The sequence below is a fragment of the Rhodococcus sp. P14 genome (assembly GCF_000256505.1).
GTDB lineage: Bacteria > Actinomycetota > Actinomycetes > Mycobacteriales > Mycobacteriaceae > Rhodococcus > Rhodococcus ruber.
Genome location: NZ_AJFC01000013.1, coordinates 1 through 11,302 on the forward strand (window position 1 = coordinate 1; position 11,302 = coordinate 11,302).

Annotated in this window: 11 protein-coding genes and 1 pseudogene; 4 read left to right on the top strand and 8 right to left on the bottom strand. The window is 71.6% G+C overall.

The window, feature by feature from the left end; all coding sequences use genetic code 11:
• A pseudogene (locus OEY_RS30330) lies at positions 1 to 143 on the bottom strand (thioesterase family protein); the annotation flags it as partial.
• The gene (locus OEY_RS0101000; protein WP_010592086.1) at positions 140 to 817 is read right to left on the bottom strand and encodes a MerR family transcriptional regulator; all 678 of its coding nucleotides are present in this window, start codon (positions 815 to 817) and stop codon (positions 140 to 142) included. The gene OEY_RS0101000 and the pseudogene OEY_RS30330, both read right to left, overlap by 4 nt.
• A gap of 82 nt (positions 818 to 899) precedes the next feature.
• Here OEY_RS0101000 and OEY_RS0101005 point away from each other — a divergent pair, with 82 nt between their 5' ends.
• Positions 900 to 1,319, top strand: coding sequence for a hypothetical protein (locus OEY_RS0101005; RefSeq protein ID WP_010592087.1), 420 nt, complete (start codon positions 900 to 902; stop codon positions 1,317 to 1,319).
• Here the strand turns inward: OEY_RS0101005 and OEY_RS0101010 are convergent.
• Genes OEY_RS0101010 through OEY_RS0101020 form a run of 3 tightly spaced genes read right to left on the bottom strand, consistent with a single transcriptional unit; the run spans position 1,275 to position 4,332 of the window.
• Positions 1,275 to 2,237, bottom strand: coding sequence for a sugar phosphate isomerase/epimerase family protein (locus OEY_RS0101010; RefSeq protein ID WP_010592088.1), 963 nt, complete (start codon positions 2,235 to 2,237; stop codon positions 1,275 to 1,277). The genes OEY_RS0101005 and OEY_RS0101010 overlap by 45 nt on opposite strands.
• 14 nt (positions 2,238 to 2,251) lie before the next feature.
• The gene (locus OEY_RS0101015; RefSeq protein ID WP_010592089.1) at positions 2,252 to 3,382 is read right to left on the bottom strand and encodes a hypothetical protein; all 1,131 of its coding nucleotides are present in this window, start codon (positions 3,380 to 3,382) and stop codon (positions 2,252 to 2,254) included.
• Positions 3,379 to 4,332, bottom strand: coding sequence for a Ppx/GppA phosphatase family protein (locus OEY_RS0101020; RefSeq protein WP_082752488.1), 954 nt, complete (start codon positions 4,330 to 4,332; stop codon positions 3,379 to 3,381). Before OEY_RS0101020 ends, OEY_RS0101015 begins: the two co-directional genes overlap by 4 nt.
• Before the next feature lie 45 nt (positions 4,333 to 4,377).
• Between OEY_RS0101020 and OEY_RS0101025 the strand changes: the two genes are divergently transcribed.
• Complete coding sequence (locus tag OEY_RS0101025; RefSeq protein ID WP_010592091.1) at positions 4,378 to 5,208, top strand: hypothetical protein; 831 nt, start codon at positions 4,378 to 4,380, stop codon at positions 5,206 to 5,208.
• Here OEY_RS0101025 and OEY_RS0101030 read toward each other — a convergent pair.
• The 3 genes from OEY_RS0101030 to OEY_RS0101040 all read right to left on the bottom strand — a co-directional run bounded on the left by OEY_RS0101030 (position 5,190) and on the right by OEY_RS0101040 (position 8,063).
• The gene (locus OEY_RS0101030) at positions 5,190 to 5,879 is read right to left on the bottom strand and encodes a response regulator transcription factor (RefSeq protein WP_010592092.1); all 690 of its coding nucleotides are present in this window, start codon (positions 5,877 to 5,879) and stop codon (positions 5,190 to 5,192) included. The genes OEY_RS0101025 and OEY_RS0101030 overlap by 19 nt on opposite strands.
• 104 nt (positions 5,880 to 5,983) lie before the next feature.
• Positions 5,984 to 7,171, bottom strand: coding sequence for a sensor histidine kinase (locus tag OEY_RS0101035; RefSeq protein WP_010592093.1), 1,188 nt, complete (start codon positions 7,169 to 7,171; stop codon positions 5,984 to 5,986).
• A 145-nt stretch (positions 7,172 to 7,316) separates the two neighbouring features.
• A complete protein-coding gene (locus OEY_RS0101040) occupies positions 7,317 to 8,063 on the bottom strand; it encodes a phosphoglyceromutase (RefSeq protein ID WP_010592094.1) in 747 nt (248 codons plus the stop codon).
• Between the two features lie 131 nt (positions 8,064 to 8,194).
• On the opposite strand from OEY_RS0101040, the gene OEY_RS0101045 reads away from it, so the two are divergent.
• Together OEY_RS0101045 and OEY_RS0101050 are read left to right on the top strand one after the other, a co-directional pair.
• Positions 8,195 to 9,961 carry a hydroxysqualene dehydroxylase gene (locus OEY_RS0101045; protein ID WP_010592095.1) on the top strand — a complete coding sequence of 589 codons (1,767 nt, stop codon included), beginning with the start codon at positions 8,195 to 8,197 and terminating at the stop codon, positions 9,959 to 9,961.
• 117 nt (positions 9,962 to 10,078) lie between these two features.
• Positions 10,079 to 11,302 (top strand): FAD-dependent oxidoreductase (locus OEY_RS0101050; RefSeq protein ID WP_010592096.1); only part of this gene is annotated, 1,224 nt, incomplete at its 3' end.

Genomic DNA, 11,302 nt, shown 5'->3' on the forward strand with positions numbered 1-11,302 from the left:
GCGAGCATGCAGCCCCCGTGGACCTTGGGGCCGATCGTCCAGACCGGGGCGATGTGCGCGAGCCAACGGTCGTCGCCGGCGGCGTCGAGCGTCGTCAGGTCGCGGAAGGGGTGGTTGCCGGGATCGGGCACGGTGTCGGTCATTGCTGCTCCTGTGAATCGGGGACGGGTCCGTCCGGTGAATCGGGGACGGGCGGGCCGGACTCGGTGAGGCGACGGGCGGCAAGGTGCTGGTGTGCGAGACGGCGCATCGCGGTGAGGACGGGTTCGTACAGGGCGGTGCCGAGGACCGCCGCCTCGACCGTCGCCTCCCGGGAGCGGGTGGGCAGCAGGTCGATGTCGATCTCGGCGATGCCGAGCACGTGCCGTCCGTAGACGTCGATGCGCTCGTCGCTCATCGTCAGGCCGGCGGAGTCGAGGGCGGCGAGGGCCCGCTCGAGCTGTGCGACGGCGGCGAACCGGGGGTCGTAGAGCTGACCGAGCCGTTCGAGGACGTGCCGGGCGCGCGGATAGTCGTGGGGTACGGACTCGCCGTCGCCCGGCGGGTAGGGCGGCAGCGCCGCGATGGCCCGGCCGAGGGCGACGAACAGCGACTCGTCGGTGCCGTCGAGGAGGCGGACGATCTCGCGGATGCGCGGCAGCGGCAGCCCCTGGGCGGCGAGCGCACGGATCAGCGCGAGGCGCCGCACGTGCCGCCCGTCGTACCGGGCCTGGGTGGCGCTGGTCGCCTCGCCCGGCATCAGCAGCCCCTCGCGCAGGTAGTACTTCACGGTCGCCAGCGGGACGCCGGTCCGGTCCACCAGTTCCGAGATCCGCATTGCCACCTCCCCTTGACAGTGGATAGTACAACTATCCAGTATTGGATACTGTAACTATCCAATACTCCGCGAGGAGGATTCCGTGCACCCCGTACTCGTCGTCGCTCTCGGCGCCACCCTGCTCACCGTCACCGGGATCGCCTTCGGCGGCACGTTCCTGCTGCGCGTCGCGGGCGGGCACGTGCCGGCCAACGACCTGCAGAAGTCCTTCTTCCGCGCCGGTCACGCCCACGCCGGCGTCCTCGTCACCTTGGGGTTGCTGGTCGCCGTGCTCACCGACGCCGTCGGCGCCTCACCCGGATGGGCCGCCGCCGGCGCGATCGCAGTGCTCGGCTCGGCGATCCTGATTCCCGCCGGGTTCTTCCTGTCCGTGCTCGGCCCGGACCCCAGGCGGCCGGGCGCCATGATCGCCTGCGTATGGCTGGGTGCCGCCGCCCTCGTCGCCGGCGTGACGATCTCAGGAGTCGTGGTTCTCGGCGCCGGACTCGGTGTTCTGGCCTGACGGGTGCACCTGCTCGATCGTCGTCGCACGCGGATGCTCGGGCCCGGTGGTGATCGCCAGGCGGGGGGCCCGGTGCAGATGCTCGCGCGCGAAGGCCAGCGACCGGGTCAGCGCTCCCGCCCGCGCGGACCGCGTGCGCGCCCCCTGGGTACTGACCTCCAGGACGACGTGCCCGGTGAAGTCGCTCTCGGCCAGTAGCCGGCACACCTGCTCGCACGGCTGGCCGCCGTCGCCCGGGAGCAGATGCTCGTCCGTCGACGCGCCGTGACCGTCCGCGAGGTGCAGATGAGCCAGACCGCCGCCCATCCGCTCGGCGAGGGCCATCGCGTCCATCCCCGCCGTGGCCGTGTGCGACAGGTCCAGTGTGTAGTGCGCGAAGCCGGTGTCGGTGGGATCGATCGACGGGCTGAAGGCCGACACCGCACGGCCGGGCCCGCCACGCCGTCTCATGCGCTGCGCGGTGCGGTCGCGGCCGCCGAAGAACACGTCGGCGCGCATCGGGTACATGTTCTCCACCGCCACGACCACGTGGCTGCGGTCCTCGAGGTCCGCGACCTGATCCGCGAAGCCCTCCGCGTACCGGCGCTGCCATCGGAACGGCGGATGCACCACCACCGACGCGGCCCCGAGCGCTTCCGCTGCGCGCACCGACCGCTCGAGCTTCGCGGCCGGATCCGAACCCCACACACGCTGCGAGATCAACAGGCACGGCGCGTGCACCGCCAGCACCGGTATGCCGTACTTGCGCACCAGCGCCTGCACCGCACGCACGTCCTGGCTCACCGACTCCGCCCACACCATCAGCTCCACGCCGTCGTAGCCGAGCTCGGCCGCATAGCGGAAGGCCGCCTCGGTGTTCTCCGGGTACACCGAAGCGGTGGACAGTCCGACCAGGATCTCTCGCGACAGGGTGCTCATGACGATGTGCCGGGTCAGCCGGTGGGCAGCAGGAACAACAGCGGACCGAACGTCACGAAGGCACCCACGGCGAGGGCGATGAGCTGGCTCGCGATGTCGTCGGTGCGGCGCAGGATGCGCACCATCGCCACCAGGCCGACGATGACCAGCAGGGCGAGTGCGAATGCCACCCACGGCAACGCATCCCACAACTGCTCGAAGCCCTTGAACAGCAGGGCGCCCGCGACGATCGCGACGACACCCTCGCCGATCAACCGGGCCCACTGCGCGATCGCGCTGCGGGACTCGCCGGTGCCGGACGAGACGTCGGACTCCGCCGCGGACGGGGTCTCCGCCGCTGCGGCGTCGCTGCGACGGGACGCGGGCTTCTCCCGCTGCTCCACGTCCGGCTCGTCCGCGGCCACGGCCTTGCCGATCGTCTCGGTCTCGCCGTCGGCGGTGTCGTCGCCGCTGCCCCGCAGGTCGCTCGCGGGCCCGGACAGCAGCCTCGGCTCGGGGGTATCCGCGGGCCGCGCCGGAGTACTCACGGCCACCTCGGCGTGCGCGCGCGCTCGTCGCGGCAGGACGGCCGGACGGATGATCTCGGTCGGCGACTCGACCTTCACCGGCACCCGCTCGGCCGCCGGCTCCTCGCGCGTCCGGGGCGGGGACGTCGGGGCCGGGGTCCCGGGCCCGGTCGCCTCGGTCTCGGACGGTTCGGGTTCGGGCTCGGGTTCGCGACGGTCCGGCCGCCGCGGCACCGGCGCCAGCGCTTTCGGAGCCACCGGCGCCTGCGCCTTCGGAGCCACCGGCGCCTGCGTCGTCGAGGGCACCGGCGCCTGCGCCTTCGGCGGAGCGGACACGACGGGTTCGGCCTCCGGGGCCTCGCTCTCCGGAGCCTCGGTCTCGGGGGCCTCGGTCTCGGGAGCCTCGGTCTCGGCAGCCTCGGTCTCGGGGACGTCGGCCTCGGAGACTCCGGTCTTCGGCGCCTGGGCCGGTTCCGGGGCGGTCACGGGAATCTCGCCGGTCAGTTCCGCAACCGAGATGCCGCCGCTGACGCCACGGCGGCGGCGTCCGCCGGCGCGGGAATTCACCTTCTGGCCGTTGCGGGCCAGCAGCTCCGCGACGGAGATCTGCCCGGTGTCGGTGCTGCTGCCGTCCGTCATTGCGAAACCACCATCAGTTCGCCCCCCATCTCGGTGTCGAGCTTGCGGAGAATGAGCCCCTCGCGCAGGGCCCAGGGACAGATATCGAGAGTTTCCACTCCCAGCGCGCGCATGGCGGCCTCCGCGACGAGGGCACCGGCGACGATCTGCTGCGACCGGTCGGAGCTCACGCCCTCGAGCTCGGCACGGTCCGCGGCCGTCATGCGGGAGATGAATGCGATGAGCTGACGCAACCCGGCGGCGGTCAGGGTGCGCCGCACCCGGGGGCCCGCCGACGACGGGGCGGCACCGGTCAGCCGTGCGAGGGTGCGGAAGGTCTTCGAGCTCCCCACGCACAGGTCGGGAACACCGGCCGCCCGCAGCTCCTCGGCGGGCCGGACGAGTTCGGCATCGAGCCAGTCCCGCAGCACCGCGACGCGCCGCTTACCGGGCGGGTCCTCGCTCAGCCAGTCCCGGGTCAGGCGCCCGGCACCGAGCTGCAACGAGAACGCCACGTCGGGGTCCTCGTCGCCGCCGAAGGTCAGCTCCAGGGAGCCGCCGCCGATGTCCAGGCACAGGATGCGTCCCGCGCTCCAGCCGTACCACCGCCGCACCGCGAGGAACGTCAGCCGGGCCTCGTCCACACCGGAGAGCACCTCGAGCGCGACGCCGGTCTCGGCGCGGACGCGACTGAGCACCGCGTCGGAGTTGGTGGCATCGCGCACCGCGGAGGTCGCGAACGCCATCAGCTCCTCGCATCCGGAGGTGCGGGCGATGCCGGCGAAGTCGGCGACCGTCTCGACCAGCCGGTCGGCGCCCTGCGGGGTGATGTCACCGCGGTCGTCCGTGTTCTCGGACAGGCGTAGGGTTGCCTTCGTCGAGCTCATGGGGGTGGGATGGCCACCGCGATGAGCGTCCACCACGAGTAGATGAACGGTGTTGCTTCCGACGTCGAGTACCCCAAGGCGCACATACATACGGTACTGGGTCTACCGTCGGGTCCTGTGACAGCAGGTATGCCCGGTGCCGCACACAAGCAGGTCCCGGCCCCCGAAGTGCCCCTCGATTTCCCGCGCGAATGGGTGGAGTTCATCGACCCGGACAACAGCGAGCACGTCGTCGCCGCCGACCTGACGTGGCTGCTCTCCCGCTGGACCTGCGTGTTCGGCACGCCCGCGTGCCAGGGCATCATCGCCGGCCGGCCGGACGACGGATGCTGCTCGCACGGCGCGTTCCTGTCGGACGACGACGATCGCGCCAAGCTGGACGCCGCAGTGAGACATCTCACGCCGGAGGACTGGCAGTTGATGCCGAAGGGACTCGGCAAGAAGGGCTATCTCGAGGAGGACGACCTCGAGGACGAGCCGGCCCTGCGCACTCGCCGCTACAAGGGGGCGTGCATCTTCCTCAACCGGCCGGGCTTCGCCGGCGGCATCGGCTGCGCGCTGCACAAGATGGCGCTGCGACGCGGCATCGAGCCTCTCGAGGTGAAGCCGGACGTGTGCTGGCAACTGCCGATCCGCCGCACCCAGGACTGGGTCGAGCGTCCCGACGGCACCGAGGTGCTGCGCACCGTCGTCACCGAGTACGACCGGCGCGGTTGGGGCGAGGGCGGCCACGACCTGGACTGGTACTGCTCCGGCTCGCCGGACGCCCACGTGGGGGCCGCACCGGTCTGGCAGTCGTACGCACCGGAACTGCGCGAGCTGATCGGCGACGCCGCCTACGACGAACTCGCGCGGCTGTGCCGTCGTCGCGAGGGGCTGGGCCTGATCGCCGTGCATCCCGCGACGACGGCCGCCGCCGAGCGCACCCCGGGGGCGGGCCCCTACCCCTCGAGCTTGTAGCCGAGGCCGCGGACCGTGACCAGGTGCTGCGGCTTGGCGGGGTCGGCCTCGATCTTCGAGCGCAGCCGCTTGACGTGCACGTCGAGGGTCTTGGTGTCGCCGACGTAGTCGGCACCCCACACCCGGTCGATCAGCTGGCCGCGCGTGAGCACCCGGCCGGAGTTGCGCAGCAGGTACTCCAGCAGGTCGAACTCCTTGAGCGGCAGCGTGACGGGATTCCCGGCCACGTGCACGACGTGCCGGTCCACGTCCATCCGCACCGGCCCGGCCTCGAGGATCCCGTCGTCCTGCGTCGCCTCGGCGTCGTTCTCCCCGCCGCGGCGCAGCACCGCACGGATGCGGGCGATGAGTTCGCGCGCCGAGTACGGCTTGGTGACGTAGTCGTCCGCCCCCAGTTCGAGGCCGACCACCTTGTCGATCTCGCTGTCGCGCGCGGTCACCATGATCACCGGCACGCCGGACCGGTTGCGCAGCTGCTTGCAGACATCGGTGCCGCTCATGCCGGGCAGCATCAGGTCCAGCAGGACGATGTCCGCGCCGGCGCGGTCGAATTCCGCGAGCGCCGACGGTCCGTCACCGACGACGGTGGTCTCGAAGCCCTCCTTGCGCAGGAGGAACGCGAGCGGATCCGCCAGCGATTCCTCGTCCTCCACGATCAGCACACGCGTCACTGCTGGTCCTCCGTACCCTTTGTCACCTGGTGCATCCGGCTCATTTCCGATTCTCGTCGTAGGTGTCGGCATGGTCGCCCCGCTCCACCGTCACCGCTCGCCCGTCACCGCTCCACCGTCAGCGCGGGGCCGCCCTCGTGGCGAGGTGTGGCTCCGTGGGATTCGCGGGGATCGGGCGAACAGGCGGGGATGAGGAGCGTGAACGTCGACCCGGTTCCCGGCTGGCTCCACAACCGGATCTCCCCGTTGTGGTTGGCGGCGACGTGCTTGACGATCGCCAGCCCGAGACCGGTGCCACCGGTGGCGCGGGAACGGGCCTTGTCGACCCGGAAGAACCGTTCGAAGACGCGCTCCTGGTCCTCCTTCTCGATCCCGATGCCGCGGTCGGTCACCGCGATCGCGACCTTGCCCGCGCGCAGGGACCGGCTGACCGACACCGGCGAACCCGGAGACGAGTAGGCGATCGCATTCTCGATCAGATTGGCCAGCGCGGTGACGAGCAGGGTCTGGTCGCCGAGGACCTCGTACCCGCCGGCGGCGTCGGTGGTGACGGTGATCTGCGCGTTCTCGGCGGTCAGGCGGGTGCGGCGCAGCGCCTCCTCGACGACGTCGTCGACCTCGACCACCTCGAGGTTCGGCAGCTTCTCGGCCCCCTGCAGGCGCGAGAGCGCGATCAGTTCGGTCACCATGTTGCCGAGCCGGTTGGCCTCGCTCTGTAGCCGGGTTCCGAAGTGCCGCACGGATTCCGGGTCGTCGGCGGATTCGAGCAGGGCTTCGGCGAGCAGGGCCATCGCGCCCACGGGGGTCTTGAGTTCGTGACTGACGTTGGCGACGAAGTCCCGGCGGGTGGCCTCCATCCGGACCTGCTCGGAGTCGTCGTAGGCGTAGAGCGCGACGAAGCGCGCGTCGTCGTCGAGCAGACGCCGCGCGACGCAGCGCACCGCCACGCGCTCGCGACCGCGGGGCGTCTTCGCGGTGAGGTCGAGCTCGGCGGGTTCACCCGTCTCGAGGACACGGGTGGCGGCGGCCCAGGCCGAGTCCTCGACGAGCCGGTTGCGGACCAGGCCGAGTTCCTCCGCACGCGGATTGAACAGGACGACGTCGTGGAACCGGTCGACGACGGCGATGCCGGTGTCCGCGCCGAAGACCACGCGATCGAGGACCTGCGCCATGGTGAGGTCGGCGTCGGTGCGGTCGGCGGCCCGGCGCCGGAGGAGCCGCATCAGCACGATCGCGGACACGGCACCGAGGACGGCGGCCCCGGCGAGCAGCACGGCCTGCGCAACAGTCACGCCTCGAATCGTACGTACGCGCGGCGCGGCGGTGACAGCGGGTCGGGGCATTCCGCCGCACGTCACACCGCATGTTCGCAGCATTTGCCGCGTGTTCACCGCCCGTTTCCCGGGGCCGCGGACAGTCGCCCGCGGCCCCTGGGAACTACCGGCCGCCCTGACCCGCGACGGCGGCGGCACCCGCCGCGGCCGCCTCGGGATCGAGGTACGTGCCACCCGGGTTCAGCGGGCGCAGGTTCTCGTCGAGGTCGTAACGCAGCGGGATGCCGGTGGGGATGTTCAGCCCGGCGATCTCCTCGTCGGAGATCCCGTCGAGGTGCTTGACCAGAGCACGCAGCGAGTTGCCGTGGGCCGTGATCAGGACGGTCCGGCCGGCCCGCACGTCCTGGGAGATGGTCTCCTCCCAGTACGGGATGAGGCGATCGACGACGTCCTTCAGGCACTCGGTGAGCGGCACCTCGTCGACGTCCGCGTACCGGACGTCGCTGTCCTGGCTGTACTTGCTGCCGGGCTCGATCGGCGGGGGCGGGGTGTCGTAGCTGCGGCGCCACAGCATGAACTGCTCGTCGCCGAACTCCGCCTTGATCTCCGCCTTGTTCTTGCCCTGCAGCGCACCGTAGTGCCGCTCGTTCAGGCGCCAGTCGCGCACGACCGGAATCCAGTGCCGATCCGCGGCGTCGAGCGCGTAGTTGGCGGTGCTGATGGCGCGGCGCAGCAGCGACGTGTAGAGCACGTCCGGCAGGAGATCGTGCTCGGCGAGCAGTTCGCCGGCCCGCTTGCCCTCGGCGATCCCCTTATCGGTCAGGTGGACGTCCACCCATCCCGTGAAGAGGTTCATCGCGTTCCATTCGCTCTCGCCGTGGCGGAGCAACACAAGTGTTCCGTTGGTCATGGGCCAATCCTGGCACGCCCGCGTGGCAACGCTACGTCGGCACCGTTCAGTGAATTCCCCGCGCGAGACGCACACATCGGATATATGTGACAACGGTTGTTTTCAGAACGACGTCCGGATGGGGGCTTCTCGTGTTCGACACCCGACTTTCCCGCCGCAGCTTCCTCACCGCCCTGGGCGCCCTCGCGGTCGCGCCCGCCCCCGCCCACGCCGCCCCGCGCTCCCCGGCGCTGCGCTCGACGGGCCGCCGCGTCGCCGTGCTCGGCGGCGGGGTGGCGGGCCTGACGGCCGCCCACGAACTGATCGAACGCGGCTTCGACGTCACCGTCTTCGAACCGACCGCCCTGGGCGGCAAGGCCCGCAGCATCCCGTCGCCGGGCACCGCGGCCGGCGGCCGCGCCGACCTGCCCGGCGAGCACGGCTTCCGCTTCTTCCCGGGCTTCTACCAGCACATCCCCGACACGATGCGGCGGATCCCCTTCCCGGGCAATCCGAACGGCGTGTTCGACAATCTCGTCACCGGCGCCGCCTTCCGGATGGCGATCCCCGGCGGGCCCGACCTCATCGCCCCGGCGTCGATCGCCCCGCTCCCCCACGGCGTCCTCGATCCCGCCTCGCTGCAGGAATCCCTGGCCGCGGCCTTCTCCCTCGGCAACGCCATCCCCCCGCACGAACTGGCCGTCTTCACCCGCAAGCTGGTGATGTTCCTGACCAGCAGTCTCGAACGACGCGACGGCCAGTGGGAACACCGGACGTGGTCGCAGACGCTCGAGGCCGACGGCAAGTCGTCGGCCTACCGCGACATCCTCGTCTCGGCCCTGACCCGTCAACTGGTGGCCGCCCGGCCCACCGTCGCCTCCACCCGCACCATCGGCATCATGGGCCAGGCGTTCGTGTGGAACGCGATGGGCACCGTCCCCGCATACGGCCATCTGGACCGGGTCCTGGCCGCTCCCACCGACGAGGCGTGGATCGGCCCGTGGGCCGCGCACCTGCGCGACCTGGGCGTCGTATTCGAAATGGGTTGGGCGGCAGAAGCGCTCGACATCGCGTCCGGTTCGATCACCGGAGTGCGGCTGGTGGACGGCGACGGCACCCGGTCCGTCGCCGAAGCCGACTGGTACGTCGCGGCGATGCCCGTCGAACGGGCCGCGCCCCTGTGGTCACCGCGGATCCTCGCCGCAGATCCTCGCCTCGAAGGCATGCGGAACCTGCAGACGGACTGGATGGTGGGCATCCAGTACTTCCTGCGCCGGCCCACCCCGATCGCCGCCGGCCACGTCGCATACCTCGGCTCGCCGTGGGCACTGACCTCCATCAGCCAGGGCCAGTTCTGGCGCGGCGACTTCGCCGGCCGCTACGGCGACGGCAGCGCCCACGACTGCCTGTCCGTGGACATCTCCGACTGGGACACCCCGGGCGTCCTCCACGGCAAGACCGCCAAGGAGTGCACGGCCGAGGAGATCGCCCAGGAGACGTGGGCCCAGATGTCGGCATGCCTCGACGACACCGGCACCGGCGTCCTCGACGAGGACGACATCGTCTCGTGGTTCCTCGACCCCGGCATCCGGTGGGATCCCGCGCAGGGCCGCAACACCAACGCCACACCCCTGCTCGTCAACACCGTCGGCTCCCTGTCCGACCGGCCCGACGCCCGCACCGCGATCCCGAACCTCTTCCTCGCCGGGGACTACGTCCGCACCGACATCGATCTCGCCACCATGGAGTCGGCCGGCGAATCCGCGCGTGCGGCCGTCACCGCGCTGCTCGAAGCCGCCGACTCGCCGGCCGCACCGCCGGCGCTGTACCGACTGCACGAGCCACCCGAACTCGAACCGATACGCCGCATCGACGCCGACCGCTACCGCGCGGGCCTGCCGCACCTGCTCGACGTGTGACGGCGCGCGTTCCGGCGCCGGGCACCGCTCACGTCGAGGATCCGGATGCGGCGAACAGGCCCGCGCGGCCGCCGAATTCCGACATACTGCCCTCGAACGCGACGAAAGGGCATGCCCATGAGCGAGACCTCGGTACTCGTGGTCGGCGCCGGCCCGGTCGGACTGACCGCCGCGCTGGAACTGCGCCGGCGCGGCGTCGACGTCGTGATCGTCGACCGGCTGCCGGAACCGCCGCAGTACGCCAAGGCGGTCGGCATCCAGCCGCGCACCCTCGAGGTCTGGGACGCGATGGGCGTGGTCCGCCCTTCGCTCGACGTGTCCGCGCCGATGCACGGGCAGATCGTCTACGTCGACGGCCGGCAGGTGATGCGCCTCGAACTCGAACTGCCCGAGGACGTGCCGTACCGGTTCGTCTGCATGCCCCAGTACGCCACGGAACGGGTGCTGACGCAGGCCCTGGCCGAGCACGGCACCGTCGTGCGCCGCGGCATCGAGCTCACCGGGTTCGAGCAGACCGCGGACGGCGTGGTCGCCGACCTGCGCGACGGCGACGACACGACGCGGCTGGCGGCCCGCTACCTGGTCGGCTGCGACGGTGCGCACAGCGCCGTACGGAAAGGACTCGGGGTGTCCTTCGACGGCGACGCGTTCCCCGAGGAGTACATGCTCGCCGACGTCGAACTGGACTGGTCGATGCCGGGCGGCTACGGCATCCGCGCCTCGACGACGAACGACGGCACGACCACGGACATGATGGTGTGCATCCCGCTGCCCGGCACCGGCCGCTACCGCCTGTCGACCTTCGTCGCGCCGGACCTGGCGACCTCCGCGTCCGGCAGCGGAGCCGTGGCGCACGGACTCGAGGGCGGGCGCCGGCCCACCCTCGGCCACATCCAGGCCGTGCTCGACCGGCTGGCGCCCGAACCGACCCGGGCCGGTGCGCTGCGCTGGTCGTCGGTGTTCCGGATCAGCCACCGCCTCGCCGGGAGCTACGGCGGGGGCCGGGTGTTCCTGGCCGGGGACGCCGCGCACATCCATCCCCCGACCGGGGCACAGGGCATGAACACCGGCATCCAGGACGCCTACAACCTCGGCTGGAAGCTCGCCCTGGCGGTGCAGGGACGCGCCGCCGACGGCCTGCTCGACAGCTACGACGCCGAGCGCCGGCCCGTCGGGGCGGAGGTGGTGGGCCGCACCGTGCGGCACGCCCGGCAGGGCCTCGGAGCCGGCGAGACGGACGCCGCGACCGCGATCGCGCGCGAGGCCCAGCTGCTGCTCGGCTACCGGGACAGCCCGCTCGTCGGTGAAGACGTGCCGCACGGCGGCGGTAGCGACATGCCG

What these genes read in the sequence shown, in the direction of transcription:
- OEY_RS0101040 (WP_010592094.1), bottom strand. Translation starts at nt 8,063, where the DNA reads ATGACCAACGGAACACTTGTGTTGCTCCGCCACGGCGAGAGCGAATGG.
- OEY_RS0101015 (WP_010592089.1), bottom strand. Translation starts at nt 3,382, where the DNA reads ATGACGGACGGCAGCAGCACCGACACCGGGCAGATCTCCGTCGCGGAG.
- OEY_RS0101000 (WP_010592086.1), bottom strand. Translation starts at nt 817, where the DNA reads ATGCGGATCTCGGAACTGGTGGACCGGACCGGCGTCCCGCTGGCGACC.
- OEY_RS0101025 (WP_010592091.1), top strand. Translation starts at nt 4,378, where the DNA reads ATGCCCGGTGCCGCACACAAGCAGGTCCCGGCCCCCGAAGTGCCCCTC.
- OEY_RS0101010 (WP_010592088.1), bottom strand. Translation starts at nt 2,237, where the DNA reads ATGAGCACCCTGTCGCGAGAGATCCTGGTCGGACTGTCCACCGCTTCG.